Annotated in this window: 26 protein-coding genes; 17 read left to right on the top strand and 9 right to left on the bottom strand. The window is 59.1% G+C overall.

Annotated elements, in window-relative coordinates; all coding sequences use genetic code 11:
- Positions 1-3 precede the first annotated feature (3 nt).
- From cpaB to AABM55_RS20450, 8 genes are all read left to right on the top strand, one after another.
- Positions 4-825, top strand: coding sequence for a Flp pilus assembly protein CpaB (cpaB, locus tag AABM55_RS20485; protein WP_347927591.1), 822 nt, complete (start codon positions 4-6; stop codon positions 823-825).
- A gap of 67 nt (positions 826-892) precedes the next feature.
- Positions 893-2,239, top strand: a complete 1,347-nt coding sequence (locus AABM55_RS20480) for a TadE/TadG family type IV pilus assembly protein (RefSeq protein ID WP_347930070.1) — start codon at positions 893-895, stop codon at positions 2,237-2,239.
- Between the two features lie 8 nt (positions 2,240-2,247).
- Positions 2,248-2,727, top strand: coding sequence for a TadE/TadG family type IV pilus assembly protein (locus AABM55_RS20475; protein ID WP_347927590.1), 480 nt, complete (start codon positions 2,248-2,250; stop codon positions 2,725-2,727).
- Positions 2,727-3,221, top strand: coding sequence for a TadE/TadG family type IV pilus assembly protein (locus AABM55_RS20470; protein ID WP_103317720.1), 495 nt, complete (start codon positions 2,727-2,729; stop codon positions 3,219-3,221). Before AABM55_RS20475 ends, AABM55_RS20470 begins: the two co-directional genes overlap by 1 nt.
- Entirely contained in the window at positions 3,215-4,438 is a 1,224-nt protein-coding gene (locus tag AABM55_RS20465) for an AAA family ATPase (RefSeq protein ID WP_347927588.1), read from the top strand. Before AABM55_RS20470 ends, AABM55_RS20465 begins: the two co-directional genes overlap by 7 nt.
- A gap of 3 nt (positions 4,439-4,441) precedes the next feature.
- Positions 4,442-5,884, top strand: a complete 1,443-nt coding sequence (locus AABM55_RS20460) for a CpaF family protein (protein ID WP_347927586.1) — start codon at positions 4,442-4,444, stop codon at positions 5,882-5,884.
- Positions 5,881-6,867, top strand: a complete 987-nt coding sequence (locus AABM55_RS20455) for a type II secretion system F family protein (RefSeq protein WP_347927584.1) — start codon at positions 5,881-5,883, stop codon at positions 6,865-6,867. Before AABM55_RS20460 ends, AABM55_RS20455 begins: the two co-directional genes overlap by 4 nt.
- A 29-nt stretch (positions 6,868-6,896) precedes the next feature.
- Positions 6,897-7,859: a type II secretion system F family protein gene (locus AABM55_RS20450; protein ID WP_347927582.1), complete on the top strand. Its 963-nt coding sequence runs from the start codon at positions 6,897-6,899 to the stop codon at positions 7,857-7,859.
- A gap of 195 nt (positions 7,860-8,054) precedes the next feature.
- Here the strand turns inward: AABM55_RS20450 and AABM55_RS20445 are convergent, their stop codons facing one another.
- Genes AABM55_RS20445 through AABM55_RS20435 form a run of 3 tightly spaced genes read right to left on the bottom strand, consistent with a single transcriptional unit; the run spans position 8,055 to position 10,334 of the window.
- Positions 8,055-8,327, bottom strand: a complete 273-nt coding sequence (locus AABM55_RS20445; protein ID WP_054593378.1) for a DUF3613 domain-containing protein — start codon at positions 8,325-8,327, stop codon at positions 8,055-8,057.
- 19 nt (positions 8,328-8,346) lie between these two features.
- Positions 8,347-9,057 carry a tetratricopeptide repeat protein gene (locus AABM55_RS20440; RefSeq protein WP_347927580.1) on the bottom strand — a complete coding sequence of 237 codons (711 nt, stop codon included), beginning with the start codon at positions 9,055-9,057 and terminating at the stop codon, positions 8,347-8,349.
- 35 nt (positions 9,058-9,092) lie between these two features.
- Entirely contained in the window at positions 9,093-10,334 is a 1,242-nt protein-coding gene (locus AABM55_RS20435; protein ID WP_054593376.1) for a type II and III secretion system protein family protein, read from the bottom strand.
- Between the two features lie 975 nt (positions 10,335-11,309).
- Between AABM55_RS20435 and AABM55_RS20430 the strand changes: the two genes are divergently transcribed.
- The 4 genes from AABM55_RS20430 (at position 11,310) to AABM55_RS20415 (ending at position 14,450) form a co-directional block, all read left to right on the top strand.
- Entirely contained in the window at positions 11,310-12,089 is a 780-nt protein-coding gene (locus AABM55_RS20430) for a transporter substrate-binding domain-containing protein (RefSeq protein ID WP_054593375.1), read from the top strand.
- Between the two features lie 57 nt (positions 12,090-12,146).
- Positions 12,147-12,875 (top strand): ABC transporter permease, encoded by a 729-nt coding sequence (locus AABM55_RS20425; RefSeq protein WP_054593374.1) that lies wholly within the window; start codon positions 12,147-12,149, stop codon positions 12,873-12,875.
- Complete coding sequence (locus tag AABM55_RS20420; RefSeq protein ID WP_054593373.1) at positions 12,872-13,582, top strand: ABC transporter permease; 711 nt, start codon at positions 12,872-12,874, stop codon at positions 13,580-13,582. Before AABM55_RS20425 ends, AABM55_RS20420 begins: the two co-directional genes overlap by 4 nt.
- A 103-nt stretch (positions 13,583-13,685) precedes the next feature.
- Entirely contained in the window at positions 13,686-14,450 is a 765-nt protein-coding gene (locus AABM55_RS20415; RefSeq protein WP_019689330.1) for an ABC transporter ATP-binding protein, read from the top strand.
- Positions 14,451-14,638: 188 nt separating this feature from the next.
- On the opposite strand, the gene AABM55_RS20410 is transcribed toward AABM55_RS20415, so the two are convergent.
- Complete coding sequence (locus AABM55_RS20410) at positions 14,639-15,016, bottom strand: DUF6124 family protein (protein ID WP_347927577.1); 378 nt, start codon at positions 15,014-15,016, stop codon at positions 14,639-14,641.
- A gap of 95 nt (positions 15,017-15,111) precedes the next feature.
- The gene (locus AABM55_RS20405) at positions 15,112-15,738 is read right to left on the bottom strand and encodes an alanyl-tRNA editing protein (RefSeq protein ID WP_347927575.1); all 627 of its coding nucleotides are present in this window, start codon (positions 15,736-15,738) and stop codon (positions 15,112-15,114) included.
- 90 nt (positions 15,739-15,828) lie between these two features.
- On the opposite strand from AABM55_RS20405, the gene AABM55_RS20400 reads away from it, so the two are divergent.
- Positions 15,829-16,827 (top strand): LysR family transcriptional regulator, encoded by a 999-nt coding sequence (locus AABM55_RS20400; protein WP_347927573.1) that lies wholly within the window; start codon positions 15,829-15,831, stop codon positions 16,825-16,827.
- 98 nt (positions 16,828-16,925) lie between these two features.
- Here the strand turns inward: AABM55_RS20400 and AABM55_RS20395 are convergent, their stop codons facing one another.
- Together AABM55_RS20395 and AABM55_RS20390 are read right to left on the bottom strand one after the other, a co-directional pair.
- A complete protein-coding gene (locus AABM55_RS20395) occupies positions 16,926-17,324 on the bottom strand; it encodes a PA2817 family protein (RefSeq protein ID WP_054593369.1) in 399 nt (132 codons plus the stop codon).
- A gap of 95 nt (positions 17,325-17,419) precedes the next feature.
- Positions 17,420-19,867 (bottom strand): acyl-CoA dehydrogenase, encoded by a 2,448-nt coding sequence (locus AABM55_RS20390; RefSeq protein WP_347927571.1) that lies wholly within the window; start codon positions 19,865-19,867, stop codon positions 17,420-17,422.
- Between the two features lie 249 nt (positions 19,868-20,116).
- On the opposite strand from AABM55_RS20390, the gene AABM55_RS20385 reads away from it, so the two are divergent.
- From AABM55_RS20385 to AABM55_RS20370, 4 genes are all read left to right on the top strand, one after another.
- Positions 20,117-20,776, top strand: a complete 660-nt coding sequence (locus tag AABM55_RS20385) for a transglutaminase family protein (RefSeq protein WP_347927569.1) — start codon at positions 20,117-20,119, stop codon at positions 20,774-20,776.
- Between the two features lie 45 nt (positions 20,777-20,821).
- A complete protein-coding gene (locus tag AABM55_RS20380) occupies positions 20,822-21,445 on the top strand; it encodes a glutathione S-transferase family protein (RefSeq protein WP_054593366.1) in 624 nt (207 codons plus the stop codon).
- A gap of 133 nt (positions 21,446-21,578) precedes the next feature.
- The gene (locus AABM55_RS20375; RefSeq protein ID WP_054593365.1) at positions 21,579-22,511 is read left to right on the top strand and encodes an ABC transporter ATP-binding protein; all 933 of its coding nucleotides are present in this window, start codon (positions 21,579-21,581) and stop codon (positions 22,509-22,511) included.
- A complete protein-coding gene (locus tag AABM55_RS20370) occupies positions 22,508-23,287 on the top strand; it encodes an ABC transporter permease (RefSeq protein WP_019689336.1) in 780 nt (259 codons plus the stop codon). The genes AABM55_RS20375 and AABM55_RS20370 overlap by 4 nt, the downstream gene beginning before the upstream one ends.
- A gap of 312 nt (positions 23,288-23,599) precedes the next feature.
- Here AABM55_RS20370 and AABM55_RS20365 read toward each other — a convergent pair whose 3' ends face one another.
- Positions 23,600-23,974, bottom strand: a complete 375-nt coding sequence (locus AABM55_RS20365; protein WP_347927566.1) for a DUF6124 family protein — start codon at positions 23,972-23,974, stop codon at positions 23,600-23,602.
- 392 nt (positions 23,975-24,366) lie between these two features.
- Positions 24,367-24,882: a DUF2062 domain-containing protein gene (locus AABM55_RS20360; RefSeq protein ID WP_347927564.1), complete on the bottom strand. Its 516-nt coding sequence runs from the start codon at positions 24,880-24,882 to the stop codon at positions 24,367-24,369.
- Positions 24,883-24,928: the final 46 nt, after the last annotated feature.

Below are 24,928 nucleotides of genomic sequence, written 5' to 3'. Positions count from 1 at the left end.
GACATGAGCTCTCGTACTGCAACGCTGATTGGTATTTCGTTGGTCATGGGCCTCGGCGCCGCATGGATGGCCAACTCCTGGTTGAGCGCACGGCTCAATGCAAGCCCCGATGATCATCTTCGAAGCGTGGTAGTCGCCACGGTCGAGATTCCGTTCGGGCAGATGGTCGAGGCACAGCAGGTCACGACCGTGCGCATGCCCATGGATACGATCCCGGACGATGCTTTCGACTCCAGCGACAAGGCGGTGGGCAAGATCGCCACGTTCGACATCCTGCGCGGCGACATCGTGCGGGGGGCGCGCCTCAGTGAACACTTGGGTGGCAGCACCCTGGCCTCGTTGATTGCTCCCGACAAACGCGCCATTTCGGTACGGGTGGATGATGTGGTCGGGGTCGGCGGGTTCCTGTTGCCGGGTAACCGGGTCGATGTGCTGGCAACCAAGCAAACCAACGGCAGCAACAACAACGCCGTGTCGCGGACCATCCTCGAAAACTTGCGTGTGTTGGCGGTGGATCAGACCGCAGGCACCGACAAGACGCAGCCAGTGGTGGTGCGTGCCGTGACACTGGAAATGACCACCACCGAGGCGGAAGCCCTGGTGACCGCGCAGACCGAAGGGAAGTTGCAACTGGCCCTGCGCAACCCGCTGAACCTCACGAAAAAACCGACCCCCGCACCTGTAGCACCTGCTGCGCCTGTTACGCAGACCATTGCCATGGCCGCCGAAACGGCGCCAAGACGCGTGGTACACCGTAGCAGCGGTAACGGCGGGGCTGTCACCGTTATTCGTGGCATCGAATCCCATGTCGTCAATGTGCGCTGACAAGGCGCAATGGGTAGCAGGGTAGTGGCGGAGCCGATTCGGGTCCGTATCGGCAAATGAGGGCTTGATCATGAATTCTCGAATTCAACGGCCGTTTCCGGTAACGCCAAGGCGCCAGCGGGGATCGGTGACCGTACTGATGGTGATCGCGTTGGCGGCGATTACCATGATGGCGGCATTGGCGCTGGATGGCAGCCACATGCTGCTGAACAAGACCCGCCTGCAAAATGCGGTGGACGCCGCCGCCCTGAGTGGCGCCAAAACCCTGAGTCAGGTCACCGGCGGTACCAGCATTGCCAGCGCAACGCGCACTGCCGCACTGAATACGCTGACGCTGAATGCCAATGCCACTGGCAACACCGAACTGGCAACAGCCATCAACAGCAGCGCGGGCACTTTCGCGGTGGTGGAACTGGCCAACAGCGTTTACGGACCGTTCTCCTACCCAGGGCCGGCGGATGCCACTTACGTTCGGGTAACGGTGCCGAGCTATCGCCTGACCGGGTTTTTCTGGAGTTTCGTCCAGTCGTTGGGCTCTGCCGGCCTGGGCAACAAGGCGGTGGCGGCGATGGCCACTGCCGGCCCCAGCCCCACCAGCCCCTGCGATCTCGCGCCATTGATGGTCTGTGGTGACCCGACTCAATACAACCCGAGCGCCGGGGTGTTCTGGGGCTACCACTTTGGCGATTTGCAGGATTTGAAATCGGGCGCCGGAAATACGTCCCCGATTGGCCCAGGCAACTTTCAACTGCTCGATTTTGGTTCGGGTGGCAGCACGATCAGGCAGGATCTGGCCGGAGGCGGCTCGGTGTGCCGCAGCGTCGGGCAAAATGTCACGACCCAACCGGGCAATCAGGTCGGCCCGGTGTCCCAAGGTTTGAACACCCGCTTCGGCCAGTACAGTGGCGGGCTCAGAGCCGCGGATTATCCGTCAGATCTGGTCGTTAGCTACAGCACGCCCGCGATCACCTGGAACAGCTCAAGCACACCGCCACGAGCGGAGTACAACGGCCAGCCCGTCACATCGAGCAACGGCAATCTCTCCGCTGGCGGTACGGCGCTCCTGGACTACAACGACTGGCTGGCGAGTTCCGCCGGGTGTGTTGCCGGCTCGGGCAGTGGCTGCCAGAGCGGTGGGGTCTTTGAACGACGGATGCTGAAAATCGTGATTGGCGACTGCAGTGGGAAAAACAATGGTGCCACTTCGATTCCAGTCCTGGGTTTTGGCTGCTATTTCGTGGTGCAGCCGGCCAGCGTCGGTGGGACTGTAGCGCAGATCTTCGGGCAGTTCGTGCAGGAGTGTACAGGCGACAACGTGCCCGGCCCCAATCCTTCAGGTGATGCCGGCCCACGGATCATTCAGCTCTACAAAACCTATATCAATGGCAGCGGCACTCCGAGCACTGACTCGTAGGAGGCGTCATGAGACTTCACGCGTTGAAACAACCGCAGGGCCAGCAAGGCATGGCATTGGTGGAATTCACCATCGTCCTGCCGTTGATGCTGCTGCTGTTGCTGGCCCTCGGCGAGTTTGGCCGCATGCTCTTTCAGTACAACACCCTGTTACAGGCCAGCCGTGATGCCGGCCGTTACGTCGCCAGCCAGGCCTGGAACTCGACGCTCGGGACTGTCTCTCTAAGCAGCACGCTGCAGACCCAGACGAAAAACGTCGCGGTCTATGGCGTGCCTGCCAACACCGGGACGCCTGTGGTGTCAGGGTTGACGACCGGTAACGTCGCGGTCTCCGCCGTGGGCACCGACCATGTGCAGGTCACCATCACCTATACCTTCTGCCCGGTGATTGGTGCAAGCACCTGTACCGGATCGATTACCGGGCTTTTTGCCAATACGATTGCACTGAGCATTCCACTGGTCGCTACAACTGTCATGAGGGTTCTGTGATGAATCGCAAACAGATGCGCGGCGTCTATGTGGTGGAGTTCGCCTTCATCGGCTTGCTGGTGTTCGTCCTGTTGTTCGGCGTGCTGGAAATGGGCCGCCTGTACTTCACGGTCAATGCCCTCGATGAATCCGCGCGGCGCGGTGCGCGTTTGGCGGCGGTGTGCAACATCAGCGATCCGATCGTGTTGCAGCGGGCGATCTTCAATCCCGCGGGCAACACCGGCACCAGCCAGCTGATCACCAATCTGGGCACTGGCAACCTGACGCTGACTTACCTGGACGCGAACGGTGCGCTGGTGAGCAACCCCACCGACACCGTCAGCGCCACCGGATTCCGTGCCATCCGTTATGTCCAGGTGAGCCTGCAAAGCTACGTATTCAATCTGTTTATCCCCGGGTTTGGCGTGCCCATTACGTTGCCTACCTTCAGGGCAACCTTGCCACGCGAAAGCCTTGGGCATCATTCCGAGTCAGGGGAGGTCACCCCATGCTGAATATAAAGGAAACATCGTTAAGCACCGCGACGACCGGCAAGCCCGGGCTGCGATTGCTGATCAGCAGCCGTGATGCCACGGCACTGCGTGATCTGCAAAGCGTTTGCCAGCGGATGCCGAGCCTGGAGGTGAGCACGCGCCTGGTGAGTAATGGGCATGTCGACCCGCTCTATGGTCTGGAGCGGATGCCCGATCTGTTATTGGTGCGTGTCAGCCATCTGTGGCGTGAGGAGTTGGCGGCACTGTTACAGCGTCCGGCCCATGAGCGTCCGCCGCTGTTGGTGTGTGGCCTGTTGAACGAGCAGGACGCCATGCGCCTGGCGATGCAGGCCGGCGCTCGTGATGTCCTGCCGGAGCCGATAGCCGAGACTGAGTTGGTTGCAGCCTTGAGTCGTCTGGTCGCAGAGGTCCGGGTCAACAGTGGGGCAGAAGGGAAGCTGATTGCGGTGATTGGCGCCAAAGGCGGCTCCGGCAGCACCTTGCTGGCCTGCAACCTGGCTCACCAGCTCAGCGTCAAGGGCGGCAATACCCTGCTTTTGGACATGGACCTGCAATTTGGCAGCGTGACGCATTACCTCGATGTGGCGCAGTCACACAGCCACCTGGAAGTGCTGCAACAGGTCGAGGACATGGACAGCGTTGCGCTACGCGGTTTTTGCAGCCACTTCAGTCCGACCTTGCATGTGCTGGGTGGGCGGGCCGGTGAGTTGTGCCTGCCGCAGGATGCCCAGCCCGAGCAACTCGATGCCCTGTTGCAGTTGGCCCGCGCCAGTTATGACTGGGTGGTGGTCGATCTGCCACGGCAAATCGACCACCTCACAGGCTCCGTGCTCGAGCAGGCGGATCGGGTGTACGTCGTGGTGCAGCAGAGCGTCAGCCATCTGCGCGATGCCAGCTCGCTGACGCGGATTCTTCGCGAAGACCTGGGCGTGCGCGGGGATCAATTGCAGGTAGTGGTCAACCGCTATGACAAGGCGGCAGCCATCAGCCTCAAGGATATCGGCGAGGCGCTACGCTGCGCGAACCTGTTGAAATTACCCAACGACTTCAACCTGGTCAGCCAGAGTCAGAACTCTGGCGTGCCGTTGGGGGTGCAAGCACCGCGGGCTCCGATCACTGTCGCCGTACGGCAGATGTCCGAGGCGTTGGTCGGTAAGCAGATGACCGGGAACAAAGGCTTGTTCAAACGCGCCTTCAACCGTTTTTTCGGGGGATAACCCATGATCAGCGACTTTCGTAACCGCTTGCGCAAACAGTCCGGCAAACCTGCCGCATCATTGTCTGGTCAGCCGGGCGACGACCTGCTGGACCCGGCCGAGGAATTGATGGCGTGGGAACGTTCGGTTCCGGACGTTATTTACGAAACCCGAAGCCAGGTCACCCCGGTGGAGGCCGAGTGGCGAGAAAAAATCTACCAGCAGTTGCTCAAGGTCATGGACCTGTCCTTGCTCGATTCCCTTGAGCAGGCTGAGGCCACGCGGCAAATTCGCGAGATTTGCCAGCGCTTGCTGGATGAGCATTCAGCTCCCGTGAGTTCGGTCAGCCGTCAGTTGATCATCAAGCAGATCACCGATGAGGTGCTGGGCCTTGGCCCGCTGGAGCCGTTACTGGCGGATCACACCGTGTCGGACATTCTGGTCAACGGCTCTGCCTCGGTGTATGTCGAACGCTTTGGCAAGCTGCAGAGGACCGATGTGCGTTTTCGTGACGATCAGCATTTGCTGAACATCATCGACCGCATCGTTTCCAGTCTGGGGCGGCGCATCGATGAGTCCTCGCCGTTGGTGGACGCCCGGCTCAAGGACGGTTCTCGGGTCAACGCAATTATTCCACCGCTGGCCATCGACGGGCCGAGCGTGTCGATCCGTCGTTTTGCGGTGGACCTGCTCAATACCGATAGCCTGATCCAGGTCGGTACCTTGACCCCGGCCATTGCTTTGCTGCTCAAGGCGATTGTTCGTGGACGTTTGAACGTATTGATCTCCGGCGGTACCGGCAGCGGCAAGACCACCATGCTCAATGTGCTGTCCAGTTTCATTCCGCAAAATGAACGAATCGTCACCATTGAAGACTCGGCCGAACTGCAACTGCAGCAGCCGCATGTGGTGCGTCTGGAAACCCGTCCTTCGAACATCGAGGGGCGTGGAGAGGTGAGCCAGCGCGAATTGGTGCGCAACAGTTTGCGGATGCGCCCCGACCGCATTGTGATCGGCGAAGTCCGTGGCGCTGAAGCGCTGGACATGCTAACGGCGATGAACACCGGCCACGACGGTTCGTTGACCACGATCCACGCCAATACCGCGCGCGATGCATTGGGGCGAATCGAGAACATGGTGTCGATGACCGGTGCGACTTTCCCGATCAAGGCCATGCGTCAGCAAATTGCTTCGGCCATTGATGTGGTGATCCAGCTGGAACGTCAGGAGGACGGCAAGCGGCGCCTGGTCAGCGTGCAGGAAATCAACGGCATGGAAGGCGAGATCATCACCATGACCGAGATTTTCTCGTTTGCACGCAGCGGCATTGGCGAACACGGTGAAGTGCTCGGTGATTATCGGCCCAGCGGCATGATTCCGGCCTTTCGCGACGTGTTGGCCAAACGTGGCATCGAGTTGCCACTGACCTTGTTCAGGCCTGAATGGATGGAGGCACGGCAGCCATGAACCATATATCCGGTGAATTCATTCTGGTCTTTCTCGGTATGGTGTTTATCGCCGTCTTCCTCCTGTCCCAGGGGGTGGTGGTGCCGGTGTTCGGTGAGGCGGGCAAGATGCGCAAGCGCATTCGCGGTCGCCTGCATGTGCTGGAGAAAGCCAACAACCTGCCCAACATGCAGACCGTGCTGCGGCAGAAATACCTGACACGCTTGTCGCCACTGGAAGCCTGGCTTGAGCAACTGCCGTTTATGGCGAGCCTGACACAGCTGATCGAGCAATCCGGGCATGAATATCGGGCCTATCGGGTGCTGTTTCTCGGGATCGCCATGGGAGTTGGTGCAGGAGCCCTGGTCTTCTTGTTCTCGTCACTCTGGTGGATGGCGTTGGCGGTGGCCTTTGCGGTGGCTTGGCTGCCGCTGCTGAAAATCCTCCGTGACCGCAACAAACGCTTTGCCGAGTTTGAGGAGGGCTTGCCGGATGCGCTGGATGCCATGTGCCGGGCCTTGCGCGCCGGGCATCCGTTCAACGAAACCCTGCGGCTGGTCGCCGAGGAGCACAAGGGGCCGGTGGCACATGAATTCGGCCTGACCTTCGCCGATATCAACTATGGCAATGATGTGCGCCGGGCCATGCTCGGCCTGTTGGAACGCATGCCGAGCATGACGGTGATGATGCTGGTGACGTCGATCCTCATCCATCGCGAAACCGGCGGCAATCTGACCGAGGTGCTCGAGCGTTTGAGTCGCTTGATCCGGGGGCGCTTCCGCTTTCAGCGCAAGATCAAGACGCTGTCAGCCGAAGGGCGAATGTCCGCCTGGGTGCTGGTTTCAATTCCCTTCGTGCTGGCGGCGGCGATCCTGATCACGACTCCCAGCTACCTGCCTGTGCTGACCAATGATCCACTCGGCCACAAGCTGATCATCGGGGCTTTCTGCGCGATGTTGGTCGGGATTGTCTGGATCCGCAAAATAATCCGGATTCAGGTTTAAGCGGTATTCGCTACGAGGAGGTGCAGGTCATGGACTATTTGCTCGGGTTGTTGGGTCGGGTGACGGGTAATGAGGCGCTGGCGCGCCTGTTGTTCGTCAGTGCGATAGGGGTGAGTACGGTGCTTGCGGTCGTCACCGTGATATTACTGGTGTTGGGGCTTCAGGACCCGATGCAGCGTCGCCTTGCGCTGATCAAGCGGGGGCAATACGGGAGTGCAGGGGGCCCGGACGCGCCGGGTAATCTGCAACTGTTGCTGGAGCGGGTCGGCCAGCGTTTTGGCTCTGCCGAAACGGCTAAGGCGTCCGAAACCCAGCTGTTGTTGATGCACGCGGGGTACCGTTCGTCTTCAGCAGTGCAGATGTACTGGGCGGTACGCTTGTTGTTACCGCTGATATTGGTCGGCATTTCGCTACTGGTGTTGCCGCTGATTCCTCGTGTTTCTCTGACCCTTGGCCTATTGCTGGTGCTCATGGCGGCTGCTGTCGGCTGGCTGTTGCCAGCGATGTATATCGGCAAGCGCAAACAGCTACGCCAGACCCGGCTGCGTGTCGCGTTTCCGGATGCCCTGGATCTGATGGTGGTCTGCGTGGAATCGGGGCTGGCCTTGCCTACGACCATCGAGCGGGTGGCTGACGAGATGGCGGTCAGTCAGGTCGAACTGGCGGAGGAACTGGCGTTGGTCAATGCGCAAATCCGTGCCGGCATCACCAGTACCGAGGCGCTCAAGCAACTGGCCGTGCGCACTGGACTGGAAGACGTGCAAGGGTTGGTCAGCCTGTTGGGGCAGAGTATCCGCTTCGGTACGAGCGTGGCCGATACCCTGCGCATCTATGCCGATGAGTTTCGCGACCGGCGTACGCAGGCAGCCGAGGAGATGGGGGCGAAGATTGGTACCAAGCTGATATTCCCACTGATCTTCTGTCTGTGGCCGAGCTTCTTCCTGGTCGCTATTGGACCGGCGTTGATCGGGGTGCTCAAAGCGTTCGGGTGAGATAAGCGAGGGGGGCTGCCAAGCAGGATGGCGGCTCCTGTCGGAGCGGAGGGTGGAGCAAATATAAAGTGGATCAGGCCCGGCGCCTGATCCACTTTTATCCTTTTATTCGTTTAACCACGCACGTTCTTGGCCCCGACGTTCTTGCCAGGTAACGCTGGACTACGCCAGAGGCTGATCGCCCACTGACGTGGCTCATTTGCCGCCGTTGCTCATGCTACCCGCTGCCTTCTGGTCAAAATGTTCAGGAATCGGGTGGGTGAAGCTATCCAGCCAGCGTTGCATGGAAAGGTCACGTTCGGTGGCCGAAACGCTCTGCAGTCGAGGGGACGCCACTACGCCGCGAATCTGTAGTTGCATCCATTGTTCCGTGCCTTGTTGCGGCACCGAAGAGGGCCCAGGCTCAATAGCCCAGGCGGTCGTGGACAGGCAAGCCATGCACACTATCAACAGCCTCTTGGTATTCATTTGCGACTCCTCGTCTTGTCTACTTGATCGCATTGGCTGAGGCATTGACTACCTCTGTCATGCCTTTACCCTCGGTAGCCACCACTTTTTTGGCCGGGGCCTTGAGTCTTTCCGCGCGAGCTTGAGCATCCGAGACTTGCTTGGGGCTCAGGCTGGCGCGGTTTGCGAGTTCGGCAGCCTGCTTCCAGTTGTCCTGATAGATCAGCAGCGTCACCAAATTGAGTGCCGCCAGCGAGTCCGACGGCTTGAGTTCCATGGCGGTCATAAACTGAAAGCGTGCCTCATTGGGCCGACGCTGGTTGAGGTAGACGACCCCCAGGTCATTGCGGATTTTGTCGTCGGTAGGGGCCATCCTCATCGCACGTTCCAGGTGATCGACCGCGGCCGCATTATCATTTCTGGCCACGGCTATCTGGCCCAGACCATGCTCGCCTTCAGCGGCCAGGCATGTACCGAGCAGACTCTTGTACAACGGTTCGGCCTCGTTACGGCCCAGCAGGCGCAGTACTCGAGCCTTGCGCAGGCGAACCTGCGGCAGGTCATCAGGCAGCCCTTCCAGATTCGCCAAGCTGGCGTACAAACGGCTATCGTTGGTCATGTCGTCGGCCAGGTTCAGCGACAACTGCTGATCGGAGCTTGGGCTCGAGCAACTACTCGGTCGCGAAGACAGGCCATTGGTGGCACACCCTGCGAGCATCACCGTCGCCGCTATTGCTATGACCGCTTTCATTGAGTGTCCTCTGGTTACAACACCTTGAACCAGGCTCATTGCGAGAGCCCCATGCGGCTGTCGAAGTCACCGTTGTCGAGGAAGTACATGCGGTAGAAGTTCGGGTCGTAATTGCGCAGTTGCTCACCTGGCAATGACGGCAGTTTTGCGTTGACTGCCAACGGTTGAACCAGGTGCGGGGTGACGATCATCAGCAGCTCGCGCTCTTCACGGTTGATGCTGTTATTGCGAAAGAACGCGCCGAGAATCGGGATATCGCCCAGTCCTGGAAACTTGTTCACCTGGGAGCTGTTGCTGGTGCTGATCAGGCCGCTGATGACGAAGCTTTCGCCATCGGCCAGGGAAATGCTGGTATCGGTACGGCGCACGGTAAATGCCGGGACCACGGTGCCGGCGATCTGTATGGCCTTGGTGAAGTCCAGCTCGCTGACCTCGGGTGCCACCTTCAGGGCAATGCGTCCTTTGTCGATGATGGTTGGGGTCAGGGTCAGGCGGACACCGAATTCCTTGTACTCGATGGAGATGTTGTCGCTGCCTGAGCTGGGCACCGGGATCGGCACTTCACCACCGGCCAGGAAGCTCGCACTTTGTCCGCTGAGTGCTACAAGGCTCGGCCGCGCCAGGGTATAGGCAAAGCCACTGCCTTCCAGCGCATTGATCATCCCCAGCACATTGCCGCCGCCAAAGCCGATATTGAACGTGTCGTTATTGAGCGGGATGTTTGGCGCCAGATTACCAATGTGGCCGGGGGTTACGGTCACCCCGGGTACAGAGCCCGGCGAGCCGAACAGAAAATTGCCGCTCTTGCCGAAGATCGACGTGCTGGCCTCTTTCAACTTGGTGCGGCTGACTTCGACGAAGCGAATATCGGTCTGCACCTGGCTCGGCAACAGCGGGTCTGCAGAAGGCACCGTCGACACGCTGGTCAGCGCTGCGGTGGCCCTGCCTTTGACGAACACCATGCTTTGGCGCGGCGTGGGCGAGCAGGCGGTCCAGACCATCAGGCTGGTGGCGCCGGGCGCTACACCCGTGAGGATAAAGGAGTTGCTGCTGCTGGTTTGCACGTCGGCAACCTTCGGGTCGCCCACTGCCAGTTGCTTGATCGGGACTGGCATGCGCAACTCATCCTGAAGCCCTTGGCCGACCTCGAACACGGCGGGCAGACTGGCCAGTTGCGAGCAATTGTTCGCCGCGGCCTGAGCCGCATCCACACCAAGGCCCATCCACAACAGGCCATGGATAATTCGTTTGAAAGCGGGCACGGTACGATAGCTCATTAAGTGCATCCTCGCTGAATAGGCCATCTGCGGGCTAACCTGGTTACCCTGGATCGCATTAAGGCGCCCGGGCCGGCCCTCCACTTCACCAGACCACTAACCATTAGTGGTCCTGGCAATATTGCTGGGTGCTGCGCGCTAGCAGGTGCAATACACGGGTCTGACTGACCTGCGAGCGACCTGCGCTAAAACTGTCGTTAGTGATCCAGATACCTGGGCTCGGGACACTCGAGGTTTTTTGCCAACCTTGTTTGGTTCGCACAGGCTACCGACCGGAGCGATATGCCCAGGCTCGACAGCAACAGTGGCTATAAACAGGGCTGTCAGCCGACGTGGTTCCCCCAAAAAACAACTGGCAATCAGGCCACAAAGCAGAAAAACGCCAGCCAGGATCATAGTGAGGTATCTCCTTCTGCCAATTCGCTATCTGATCGCTGAACAAAACGTGGACAACTCAAAACCGTATGATTTGCTCTTTGCTTGAAGGTAGTTCAACCGAGGCAAAGCGCCATTGTTTAGAAGAAAAACTTCTGTGCGAATGTGGGCGCGTTGCTGTTTTTCGAGTTGTGCTCTCACCCGCGAGTTGGCCCCATGACGGGGTATTTCCACACGCAATGTGCCCTTTCAAATTGTTACCGGGTGCACCAATACGACGCAAAAACGTGGCTCCGGTAACATTCACGAAAGCGGCTCGGCCACCCTCAAGATTTTTTTGATCATTCCCAAAGGCCCGTTCCAGACGCCTTCCTGTTGCTTAAAAAGTTTTCTTCAGCGGCCGTTCAGCGAGTTGGCTGGTTGATTGCATATGCTTGTATGTACAAGTAAGTGTGTGTGCGTAAGAGGTACCCGAAGGTGCTGACGCACAAGATGGCTTTAAAGCACGTACTTGAGGTTCAGGTTTACAGCGTCACACGCATTCCAGTAGCAGCACCCATGCGCCACAAGCGCCCGTAATGGTTTTAGGAATTGATAATAATGAAAAGAACATTGCTGACCCTTTCTGCTTTGACACTGTGCATGGCCGCAGGCGTAGCCACCGCCAAAGAGTACAAAGAGCTGCGTTTTGGCGTTGATCCTTCCTACGCTCCGTTCGAGTCCAAAGCGGCCGACGGCAGCCTGGTGGGCTTCGACATCGATCTGGGTAACGCGATCTGCGCCGAGCTGAAGGTCAAGTGCAAATGGGTCGAGAGCGATTTCGACGGCACGATTCCAGGCCTGAAGGCCAACAAATTCGACGGCGTAATCTCTTCCATGACCGTGACCCCGGCCCGTGAGAAAGTCATCGACTTCTCCAGCGAGCTGTTCTCCGGCCCGACCGCTCTGGTCTACAAGAAAGGCTCCAGCGTTTCTGACGTAGCCTCGCTCAAGGGTAAAAAAGTCGGCTACGAGCAAGGCACCATTCAGGAAGCCTACGCCAAGGCCGTACTGGACAAAGCCGGGGTAGAAACCAAGGCCTACGCCAACCAGGACCAGGTTTACGCGGACTTGATGTCCGGTCGCCTCGACGCCACGATCCAGGACATGCTGCAAGCCAAGCTGAGCTTTTTGAAGTCGCCGCAAGGGGCTGATTACGAGGTCAGCCAGCCGATCGACAGCGAGTTGTTGCCCGCTAAAACAGCGGTGGGTATCGCCAAAGGCAACACCGAGCTCAAGGCCCTTCTCGATAAAGGCATCAAGGCGATCCACGATGACGGCACCTACGACTCGATCCAGAAGAAACACTTCGGTGATTTGAGTCTCTACAGCGGCAAGTAAGGCCCCGGTGCCCGTCCTCGGGACGGGCGCTTTTTTATCGCGATAGGTTCCTGAATTATGTTCGAAGCACTTTTGCAGACACTCGGGCTCTCCGGATTCAGCTTGAAGGGGTTCGGCCCTCTGTTGCTGGAAGGCTCCTGGATGACCGTCAAGCTATCGATACTGTCGCTGCTGTTGAGCGTTCTGCTCGGCCTGATCGGCGCCAGTGCCAAACTGTCCAGCGTCAAACTGTTGCGGATTCCGGCCCAGCTCTACACCACGCTGATTCGCGGCGTGCCGGACCTGGTGCTGATGCTGCTGATTTTCTACAGCCTGCAAACCTGGTTGACCAGTTTCACCGAGGCGCTGGGCTGGGAATACATCGAGATCAATCCATTCGCCGCCGGGATCATCACCCTGGGTTTCATCTACGGCGCGTACTTCACCGAGACCTTTCGCGGCGCGATCCTAGCTGTGCCCCGCGGACAGATGGAAGCCGCCACGGCCTATGGCTTGAGCCGTGCCCAGCGCTTTCGCTTCGTGGTGTTCCCGCAAATGATGCGCTTCGCCCTGCCGGGCATCGGCAATAACTGGATGGTGATCCTCAAGGCCACCGCGCTGGTGTCGATCATCGGCCTGGCGGACCTGGTCAAGGCTGCTCAGGACGCCGGTAAAAGCTCCTATCAACTGTTCTTTTTTCTGGTGTTGGCGGCGCTGATCTATCTGGTGATCACCAGCGCATCGAACTATGTCCTGCGCTGGCTCGAACGGCATTACGCGGCAGGTTCCCGGGAGGCTGTACGATGATCGAATTACTGCAGGACTACTGGAAGCCCTTCCTCTATAGCGACGGTTACCACATCACTGGCCTGGCCATGACGTTGTGGCTGCTCAGCGCCTCGATCTTCATCGGTTTCTTGGTGTCGGTTCCACTGTCGATTGCCCGGGTTTCCAACAAACTTTACGTACGCTGGCCGGTGCAGTTCTACACCTACCTGTTTCGCGGTACGCCGCTGTATATCCAGTTGCTGATTTGCTACACCGGGATCTACAGCCTGGCCGCGGTCCGTGCGCAGCCGCTGCTCGATGCGTTCTTTCGCGATGCGATGAACTGCACCATCTTAGCCTTTGCCCTGAACACCTGCGCCTACACCACGGAGATTTTCGCCGGAGCGATTCGCAGCATGAACCACGGTGAAGTCGAAGCCGCCAAGGCCTACGGTCTGACGGGCTGGAAGTTGTACGCCTACGTGATCATGCCATCGGCCCTGCGTCGCTCGTTGCCGTACTACAGCAACGAAGTGATCCTGATGCTGCACTCGACCACCGTGGCCTTCACCGCCACCGTCCCGGACATTTTGAAAGTGGCTCGCGACGCCAACTCGGCGACCTTTTTGACCTTTCAATCGTTCGGCATTACCGCGCTGATCTACCTGTTGGTGACCTTTGCGCTGGTCGGACTGTTCCGCATTGCCGAACGTCGCTGGCTGGCTTTTCTGGGCCCGGCTCACTAGGACTTAGCGCTCTGTACGGCCACTCATCAGGCCACGGGCTTTGTCGCCGCTTGCGACGTCTACGCAGCGGCGACCCATTTTCCCTTAGAGGATGCTTGCGCACATGTACAAATTGACTGTTGAAGAACTACACAAGAGCTACGGTAGCCACGAAGTGCTCAAGGGCGTTTCCCTGAAAGCCAAAACCGGTGACGTGATCAGCCTGATCGGCGCCAGCGGCTCGGGCAAAAGCACCTTTCTGCGCTGCATCAACTTTCTTGAAACACCCAACGACGGCGCGATGAGCCTGGACGGCAAGCAGATCCGGATGGTCAAGGATCACCATGGCATGCACGTGGCCGACGATGCCGAGCTGCAACGACTGCGCACCCGTCTGGCGATGGTGTTCCAGCACTTCAACCTGTGGGGCCACATGACCGTGCTGGAAAACATCACCATGGCCCCGCGCCGGGTGTTGGGTGTCAGCAAGAAAGACGCCGAAGATCGCGCCCGGCGTTATCTGGACAAGGTCGGCCTGCCGGCTCGCGTGGCGGATCAGTACCCGGCGTTCCTGTCCGGCGGTCAGCAGCAGCGGGTAGCGATTGCCCGCGCACTGGCGATGGAGCCGGAAGTCATGCTGTTCGACGAACCGACCTCGGCGCTGGACCCGGAACTGGTGGGCGAAGTGCTAAAAGTGATCCAGGGCCTGGCCGAAGAAGGCCGGACCATGATCATGGTGACCCACGAAATGAGCTTCGCCCGTAAAGTCTCGAATCAGGTGCTGTTCCTGCATCAGGGGCGGGTTGAGGAAGAGGGCGCGCCTGAAGACGTGCTGGGTAACCCGAAGAGCGAACGCCTGAAGCAGTTCCTCAGCGGCAACCTCAAGTAACGCCCCCGGCCCTTGTAGGAGCAAGGCTTGCCCGCGATGGGCACAATGCGGTCCACCAGATAAACCGCATTATCGTTCATCGCGGGCAAGCCATGCTCCTACAGAGGGGACGTCTCCGAGCGGGCACGATTCACATCGACAGAATCAAGCGCCCGTCGAAGAGGGTCAGGACCATCCCTCATTTAGCGTTATTTGATTAATGGAACTTCAAGCATGCCTTCGGGTAAGTCCAGATTGTCTAGCGCTCGATTGATCAACAACTCGCCCAGCACCGCCAGTTGCTGAATGGCCAACGCTACGTTGCGGCGCGAACCTTCCAGTTCCCCGGCAAGGTCGGTGGTCATGACGTTCAGGGAGGCGAGGGTTTCACTGGCATGACAGAGCAGAGATTCGGTGTCGATATTCGGGACGATGGTGAAGATGTGGCTGATTGGGGCGGGGCGGTCTGGATTACGTGGACGGGCGCTGACAAGGCGTGGAGTGCTTTTGGAACACGTGGACAGATCGACGGTGTCGGTTGGTGGAGCATCTGGGGATTCTGGAGAGTGCGAGGTGGTTTTTTTCATGTGTCAGGTCCATCCATAGAAAGTCATTGGGCCTGCGAGTGCAGGCGCCTGGCATCAGGCAATGTCGTGCAGTGGGCGCAGCATCGCCGAATGATTCAGCCCACCTCGTAGCGGACCGAAAGCGTGCCCTTCTTCTGCGAAAGGGCTGCGATAGTGACTGTGCCTAATTCCTGCAGGCGCCTTACATGGGTACCGCCGCAGCCGTAGGCGGGCAGTTCACCGAAGCCGATTTCACGCGAACCTTCGCGCAGCGTAGTCAGGCGTGGCAGATCGGTGGCGATCCACTGGGCGAGGGCTTGCTGGATCGTTTCGGCTTCCAGTTCCTGGGACGTTTCACCGGGTGTGAAGGTGACCTTGCCTTCGCCCGGCCAATGATGGGCCTTGATTGGTGTCCAGCCCTTGGTTTCGAGGAAGTGCCCGATCAAATGGCCGGCCGAATGCAGGCGGGTATTAAGTTGACGGCGTTGTTCGTCGACCTTGATTGAGGTCATGCCCGGGCCTACCGGTCGGTCGACGTAGTGCACGATACGACCCTGCTCTTGCACGACCCGCGTGACCTGGCTTTCGCCGATCCAGCCGGTATCACACGGTTGGCCACCGCCCTGGGGATGAAACAGGGTAGCGCGCAGCACCACGGCGAACTCGTTCTCGGAGGGCGTGCAATCCAGGACTTCCACATTGGCGCTGAGATCATCGCTATGGAAAAAGAGGCGATACGTCATATTCCATGCCCTTATTAAAGTTTCTATTTTTATTATATGAAGGCTGGAATTGCGTGATAATCCGTTCAAACATCAAAGGACTGTTGCGCTGTGAGCATAAATCTACCGCTGCCGTTGCTGGGTGAAATGGCGATTTTCGTCAAGGTTGTCGAGACCGGTAGCTTCTCGGAAGCTGCTCGACAGCTGGGCTCGTCGCCTTCGGCAGTGAGTCGCAGCATCTCGCGCCTGGAGAAGGCGCTGGCCACGCGGTTGTTGCAGCGGACCACACGCAAGTTGCGTTTGAGCGACGGTGGCGAAGAGGTGTTCAAGCGCTGTCAGGAAATGGTCAGCGCCGCTCGGTCAGTGATGGAGATCAGTGGCCAGTTCACCCATGAAGCTGAAGGGCTGGTGCGGGTCAGCGTACCGAAGGCGGTGGGGCGATTCGTGATCCATCCGCATATGCCGGAATTTCTGCGTCGTTATCCCAAAGTCGATGTAGAGCTGCTGCTTGAGGATCGTCAGATCGATTTGATCGACGATCATGTTGACCTGGCGATCCGCATTACGGATCGCCCACCGGCCGGCCTGGTCGGCCGGCAATTATTGACCATCGATCATTTACTCTGCGCGACCCCGCAATACCTGGCGGAACACGGAACCCCGACTCATCCCCATGACTTGCTCAATCACAGCTGTATCTATCTGGGCGAAACACCGAGCGATGCACGCTGGAAGTTCAAGAAAGGTACCAAAGCAGTGACCGTCGGTGTCCGTGGCCGGTACGCCGCTAATCACACTGGCGTGCGGCTGGAGGCAGTTCTGCAGCATATCGGCATTGGCAGCTTGCCGTACTTCACGGCGCGTCATGCGCTTGAACAAGGGTTGATTGTGCAAGTCCTGCCGGACTGGACCTTTCTGGCGTCCTATCATGGCGGCGCCTGGTTGCTACATTCACCGACGCGCTATTTGCCGCCCAAACTTCGAGTGTTTATCGATTACCTGGTGGAGTGTCTGGAGAAAGAGCCGACGCTGGGCAAACCGGGAAAATTGAGTGGTCCGGGCAAGGTCGCGGCGGCGTATGAGTTGCCGGAGAGCGATGGATTAGTCTGAAGGCCCTTTCGCGAGCAAGCCACCGAGTCATTCGGCAATGCCACAAAAAAAGGCCCGCATGTTTAACCATGCGGGCCTTTTGTATTTCTGATCCGGGATCAGTGCTTGCTGTCCTGGTTCGACAGGGCCAGCAGTTGTTTTTCCTGATTCCAGTCGAACGGTTCGTCGTTCTGTTCGGCTTCGTAACGACGTTCTTCCAGTGCCTGATACAGGGCGATTTCATCGTCGGGCATGTAATGCAGGCAGTCGCCGGCGAAATACCACAACAGGTCGCGGGGGACCAGGTGGGCAATTTGCGGATAACGGGTGATGACCTGACAAATAATGTCCTGGCCCAGGTATTGGCTTTCGATCGGATCGATTGGCAGCGACGCACGCAGTTCGTCGAAGCGTTCCAGGAACAAGGCATGACTTTCGTCTGGAACCTGCTCGGCTTCACCGACAGCGACCAGGATACTGCGCAGGAGGTCGAGCTGGACGAGAATTTGGTCGAGCATAACGGGAGTCCTCTAGATCAAAAGCAAAACGGGCGCCGGAGTATATAGCTCCAGCGCCCGCTTTTCATCATTGACCCGCCGGATGAGCCACCGCGTTAGCGGGTCTTGCCCTGCGCCAGTTCAAGTTGCTCCTTGGAAAAGTCATCGACGTCGATCACTTTGCGCCGCGCGGTTTCGGCCTCATGCAGGGTATGTGCTTCTGCGGCTTGCAGCACGCCGGCCTCCAGGGCGGCGTCGATGACGTGCTCCCCGGCACCCGGTTTGAACTGCCCGCTCTTGAGCGCAAAGTGCATTTTTTTCTGCAGCGGTTGGGCGGCGCTCAGCAAGTTGCAGGCATGTTGCAGGGCACCAACCGGGTCATCGACTGATTGTGGCCGGTAACATCCCCCCAGCAACTCTTCGAGCGTCGGATCGCCTTTGGCACGGCCAATGACCGCTGCCACTTCGGCGCCGAGTGTGTCCGACGGCCCTTTGTGACGGCGACCGAACGGGAACACGATGACTCGCATCAGGCAACCCAGGACCTTGCTCGGGAAGTTGCTCAGCAGTTCATCCAGCGCCCGTTCCGACTGGCCGAGACTCTCTTCCATGGCCCAGGTAAACAGCGGCGCCATGTGTTCGGGGGAATCGAGGTCGTGGTAACGCTTGAGGGCGGCGGAGGCCAGGTACAAGTTGCTCAGCACATCGCCGAGTCGGGCCGACAGACGCTCGCGACGTTTCAGTTCACCGCCCAGCAGCATCATGCTCAGGTCAGCGAGCAGGGCAAATGCCGCGGCCTGACGGTTGAGGGCGCGGAAGTAGCCCTGGCTGAGTTTGTCTCCAGGTACCTGTTCGAAATGCCCGAAGCCGAGGTTCAGTACCAACGTGCTGGCGGCGTTGCTCACGGCGAAACCGATGTGCTTGAGCAGCAGGCCGTCGAACTCCTTCAGTGCCTGGTCCTTGTCTTCACGGCCGGCGAGGGCCATTTCCTTGAGCACGAACGGATGGCAACGGATCGCGCCTTGACCAAAGATCATCAGGTTGCGCGAAAGGATGTTCGCGCCTTCCACCGTGATGAAGATCGGCGCGCCTTGCCAGCTGCGCCCGAGGTAGTTGTTGGGGCCCATGATGATCGCCTTGCCGCCATGTACGTCCATGGCGTGGCTGATGCATTCGCGACCGCGTTCGGTGAGGTGATACTTGAGAATCGCCGAGAGCACCGAAGGTTTCTCGCCGAGATCCACCGCGTTGGCGGTGAGCATCCGCGCGGCGTCCATCATCCAGGCGTTGCCGCCGATACGTGCCAGCGCTTCCTGAATCCCTTCGAAGGCCGACAGCGGCACGTTGAATTGCTCGCGAACCTGAGCGTATTGGCCGGTCACCAGACTGGTGAACTTGGCCGCCCCGGTGCCGACTGCCGGCAGCGAAATAGAACGCCCGACCGACAGGCAATTCATCAGCATCATCCAGCCTTTGCCGAGCATCTCCTGGCCGCCGATGAGGAAGTCCAACGGCACGAATACGTCCTTGCCGGAGTTCGGGCCGTTCATGAACGCGGCGCCGAGGGGCAGGTGGCGTCGACCGATGTCCACACCGGCGGTGTCGGTCGGGATCAACGCGAGGCTGATGCCAAGGTCTTCCTCGTCACCCAGCAGATGATCCGGGTCATAAGCCTTGAACGCCAGGCCGAGCAGGGTGGCGACCGGGCCGAGGGTGATGTAGCGTTTTTCCCAGTTCAGCCGCAGCCCCAGGACTTCCTGGCCTTCCCATTCACCTTTGCAGATCACCCCGGTGTCAGGCATAGCGCCCGCATCGGAGCCGGCCAGCGGGCCGGTCAACGCGAAACACGGGATGTCGTCGCCACGCGCCAGACGGGGCAGGTAATGGTTGCGTTGTTCATCGGTGCCGTAATGCAGCAACAGTTCGGCCGGGCCGAGGGAGTTGGGCACCATCACGGTCGATGCCAGGTCGCCGCTGCGGGTGGCCAGTTTCATCGCCACTTGCGAGTGGGCGTAGGCGGAAAATCCCTTGCCGCCGAACTCCTTCGGGATGATCAGGGCAAAAAAACCATTCTGCTTGATGTGCGCCCAAGCCTCGGCCGGCAGGTCCATCGCCTGGCCGATCTGCCAGTCGCTGACCATGGCGCAGAGCTCCTCGGTCGGGCCATCGATGAACGCCTGTTCTTCTTCGCTCAACTGCGCTTTGGGATAGGACAGCAGTTTGTTCCAGTCCGGACGCCCGCTGAACAGCTCGCCATCCCACCAGACGGTGCCGGCATCGATGGCGTCGCGTTCGGTTTGCGACATTGGCGGTAGGGTTTTCTGGAACCAGTTGAACAATGGGGCACTGAAATATTTGCGCCGCAGGTCGGGCAGCAGCAGTGGCGCCGCGACGACGGCCAGCACGATCCAGAAAATCAGCAGCAGCCAGCCTCGAGCGTGGCTGAAGATTCCCATCGCCAGCAGATAGACCGCCACGATACCCAGGGCGGGCAGGGGCGCGATGCGGCGGTGAGCCAGCCAGGCAATCCCGACCACCAGAACCAGTATCCACAACAACAGCATATTCAATCCTCCGTGAAGCCAGGGTCAAAACCACCTTCAGAGCTTAGACGGCATCTGCAAAACAGGGTGGTCAGAGCGATGTGTTTGAAATCGTGGGAAACAGCGGTGAATTTCGTGAGTGATAGCGCTGGCGGACGCTGTAAAAAAGCTCCGCTGAGCGTGCGACAAGCTCTCGTATTTGGCCGAAACGTCGTTATCTCTGTGCTGGGTCTGCCGATAGACTCAGGGCTTCTCCAGGAGATTGTTCTCATGCACGAGTACCTGAGCCCCGGCCGCTTCATCGATAGTGACCACCCAGCGGTGGTGGAGTTCGCTGAACGGCACCGCGGCAACAGCCGTGATCCGGTCGAGCAGGCGGTGAGCCTGTATTACGCCGTGCGTGAAGCGGTGCGCTACAACCCCTACACCTTCAGCCGTGATCCCGCGACCTTGCGTGGCAGTTATGCGCTGGCCACCGGTGAGAGCTACTGCGTACCCAAAGCCACCTTGCTGGCCGGTTGCGCGCGGCACTGCGGGATCGCCGCGCGGATCGGTCTTGCGGATGTGCGCAATCACCTGTCGACCCCGCGCTTGATCGAGTTGCTCAAGAGTGACGTGTTCGCCATGCACGGTTACACCGAGTTGTATTTGCAGGGGCGTTGGGTCAAGGCCACACCGGCGTTCAACCAGAAGCTCTGTGAGCTGTTCGATGTACCGGCGCTGGAGTTCGACGGGATCAATGACAGCGTCTTCCACCCGTTCAATCGCCAGGGGCTGCAGTCGATGGAGTACCTGGTCGACCATGGCCAGTTCGCCGACGTGCCCGAAGCGTTCTTCTTCGAGTACCTGGAAAAACTCTACCCGCATTTGTTCGGTGAGCAGTCGCCAGCCCTGTTGGGCGACATGCAGAGCGATTTGAGTCGCGGCTGATCCGGGGCGTAGACTGCCTCGGCATTCATCCATCGAGGAGCGGTCATGCTGAAGATCTGGGGTCGGAAAAATTCGTCGAATGTCAGAAAGGCACTGTGGTGCGCCGAAGAGCTCGGGCTGACCTACGAAACGCAGGATGCGGGCGGGGCTTTTGGTGTGGTCGACACACCGGAATATCGCGCGATGAACCCCAATGGCCGCATTCCGGTGATTGAAGACGACGGTTTTGTGCTGTGGGAATCCAACGCCATCGTGCGTTACCTGGCTGCCCGTCACGCAGCGGGTTCGAACTGGTTCCCGGCCGATGTGCAGGCCCGGGCGAGCGCGGAAAAGTGGATGGACTGGACCACTTCGTCGTTTGCCGAACCTTTCCGCCAGGTGTTCTGGGGCGTATTGCGCACCCCGGCCGATCAGCAGGATTGGGTGGCGATCAACGCGGCGCAGAAAACCTGTGAGCAATTGCTGTCGATGGTCGACCAGGCATTGGCGCAGAAGCCGTATTTGTCCGGCGACGAGATCGGCGCGGGCGATATTCCGTTGGGCAGCTTTATCTATGCCTGGTTCGAGATGCCCATCGAGCGAGCGCCAATGCCTCATCTGCAAGCCTGGTATGCGCGACTGAAGCAACGTCCGGCTTATCAAAAAGCTGTCATGACCGCGTTGACTTAATACTGACTATCAACACACTTGACTGTACTTGTGCGGCGTCGCCAAGCACCATTGCGTTCATGCGCCGCGGTTGCATGGGTCGCCGCCCGCTCTTATTTATTCCTGACTTTCCTTCTTGGTGCGTAAATCCGATATGAGTTCTGCTCTGTCCATCCGGCAGCTAACCAAAACCTACGGCAACGGTTTCCAGGCCTTGAGTGGTATCGATCTGGATGTCGCCGAAGGTGACTTTTTCGCCTTGCTCGGCCCCAACGGCGCCGGCAAATCCACGACCATCGGCATTCTCTCGACCCTGGTGAACAAGACCAGCGGAACGGTGAATATCTTTGGCCACGACCTGGACCGCGACCCGGCGGGGCTCAAGCGCTGCATCGGCGTGGTGCCGCAGGAATTCAACTTTAACCAGTTTGAAAAGACCTTCGACATCGTCGTGACCCAGGCCGGTTACTACGGTATCCCGCCCAAAATCGCCAAGGAACGCGCTGAGCAATACCTGACTCAGCTCGGCCTGTGGGACAAGCGCGATGTGCCGTCACGCTCACTGTCGGGCGGCATGAAGCGTCGACTGATGATTGCGCGTGCGCTGGTGCATGAACCGCGCCTGCTGATCCTCGACGAACCGACTGCCGGCGTGGACATCGAACTGCGTCGCTCGATGTGGACTTTCCTCACCGAGCTGAACCAGAAAGGCATCACCATCATCCTCACCACGCATTACCTGGAAGAGGCTGAGCAGCTGTGCCGCAACATCGGCATCATCGACCACGGCACCATCGTCGAAAACACCAGCATGCGTAACCTGCTCAGCCAGCTGCATGTCGAGACGTTCCTGCTGGACCTGAAGAACGACATGACGGTGGCGCCGCAGTTGATCGGCTATCCGACTCGCCTGGTCGACAGCCACACCCTGGAAGTCCAGGTCGACAAGGCCGTCGGTATTACCGCGTTGTTCGGTCAGTTGGCCATGCAGAACATCGAAGTGCTGAGCCTGCGCAACAAAACCAATCGCCTTGAGGAGTTGTTCGTGTCTCTGGTGGAGAAAAATCTGGCGAAGGTGGCCGTATGAGTTCCGAACTGAAACCCAACCTCGTTGCGCTCAATACCATTGTTTATCGAGAGGTCCGGCGTTTTACCCGGATCTGGCCGCAGACCCTGCTGCCGCCAGCCATCACCATGGTTCTGTACTTTGTGATCTTCGGTAATCTGATTGGCCGGCAAATCGGTGATATGGGTGGCTTCACCTATATGGAATACATCGTGCCGGGCTTGATCATGATGTCGGTGATCACCAACGCCTACGGCAACGTGGTCTCAAGCTTTTTCGGCAGCAAATTCCAACGCTCCATCGAAGAACTGATGGTTTCACCGGTTTCGCCGCACACCATCCTGATCGGCTACACCGTGGGCGGAGTGCTGCGTGGCCTGGCGGTGGGGGTGATCGTGACGCTGCTTTCGCTGTTCTTCACTCACCTGCAAGTGCACCATTTGGGGATTACCCTGCTGGTGGTGCTGCTGACGGCAACGATCTTTTCGCTACTGGGTTTCATCAACGCGGTTTTTGCACGCAACTTCGACGATATTTCGATTATCCCGACGTTCGTGCTGACGCCGTTGACCTACCTGGGCGGGGTGTTTTATTCGATCAGCCTGCTGCCACCGTTCTGGCAGACCGTGTCGCTGGCCAACCCGGTGCTGCACATGGTCAACGCTTTCCGTTACGGCATCCTCGGCGTTTCGGACATCAAGATCAGCATCGCCATTACCTTCATGCTGGTGGCAACCGTGGTGCTGTACATCGGTTGCGCGCGGTTGCTGGTCAGCGGACGCGGGATGCGCACCTAACCTGCGGCAAACTCGATCCTTGTGGGAGCGAGCTTGCCAGCACTGCAAAAGATGGGTACTACACAAAAAACGGCCTCCCAAGTGGATAATGCTGTTCACTTAAGCCGATGTTTCAGGCACATCCGCAGTTGTGGCGAGGGAGCTTGCTCCCGCTGGGGCGCGAAGCGGCCCTGAATTGGGCCTGCTGCGCAGTCCAGCGGGAGCAAGCTCCCTCGCCACAGATACTTCTCAGGCCTCCAGCGTTGCTCCCAAGTGGAGGCCTTTGTTTATTGATGATCGTTCCCACGCGGGAACGATCAGCGTGTTGGCGTGCTACTGCGGTGAGTCCGGTGGATCGAGGTGATCCAGCGCCCGATTCACCGCCAACTCGGCCAGAGAAATCATCTGTTGAATCGCCAGTGCGGTATTGCGTTTGGGGCCTTCAAGTTCAAACGCCAGATCGCTGGCCATGACATTGACCGAGGCGAGGGTCTCGCAGGCGTGGGCCAGCAGGGTTTCGCTGTCGATGTCGGGGGCGATGACAAAAATGCAGCCGGGGCGTCGGTCGGCTAACAACTGCTTGGTCTCGGGTAGCACCAGGTAATGATCGAGCGCACGGTGCGCGGCGGAGTGGAGTTCTTTTGAATCGAGGGAGGCGTAGGGAGAAACCGGATCGGTTTCGGGCGGATTTGGAGTTGGTTTGAACATTGTTGTAATTTCCTCTTTGGAGCTACCACCGATTCGCTGCTAAACGAAAGGGTGGCGGCTGTACGCAGGTTAGCAGACCGGGAGGAATCACGAAAAACCGGCGCACCCGAGGGTGCCCTGCGCACAGCCACCATAGAGTTCAGGGATGGAATACCTGAATTTCTGAAGTGCAGTGCACCTACGTGAAACCTCCGAGCTGCTAAACCCGATCGCTGATGGGCAGCGACAGGAGAACAATAGAAGCGAGGACCAAAGCGCACAAGCCGGCGGATTCTGGCGTAGGTGTAGGTCGCTACGCAAGGTGCTGTAGCCTCCGACGGGGGCTGAGTCGGCAAATATAAACGCGCGTAACGGAATCAATAACGGCACCTCAAAGGTGCCGTTATTGCGTTCTACATCCGACTCTGCCTGCGCCGCGTCCATTGCCGACCGACCCACCAGCGCCAGTAGGTCATGGTCAGGCAGTAGGCCAACGCGCCGAGCACCAGGCCAGTCACCACCGAGCCCAGTAGAAACGGTTGCCAAAGAGTCGACAGCTCACCGCTGATCCATTCCCAGGTCAGCTCATCCGGCAGGCTGCGGGCGGGGACATCCATCAGCCAGGCGCCGGTCTGATAGGTGCAGTAAAACACCACGGGCATGGTGATCGGGTTGGTCAGCCAGACCAGACTCACGGCGATCGGAATATTGCCGCGCAGCCAAATGGCGAGCATTGCCGCCACCAGCATTTGCAACGGAATCGGTAGAAATGCGGCGAACACGCCAATGGCCATGGCGCGCGCAACCGAATGCCGATTGAGGTGCCAGAGGTTCGGGTCGTGCAGCAGCGTGCCGAGAAAGCGTAAGGATTTGTGTTCCCGGATGCTGGTCGGGTCTGGCATGTAACGTTTGAATAAGCGCCGGGGCATAAGGCTTCTCGGTCGGTTCAAGCGGCAAGTATGCCCGGATTCTACG

This window comes from Pseudomonas helvetica (assembly GCF_039908645.1).
Lineage (GTDB): Bacteria > Pseudomonadota > Gammaproteobacteria > Pseudomonadales > Pseudomonadaceae > Aquipseudomonas > Aquipseudomonas helvetica.
Note: the sequence above shows the minus strand (reverse complement) of the source record. Positions and strands in the feature narration are given on the sequence as shown.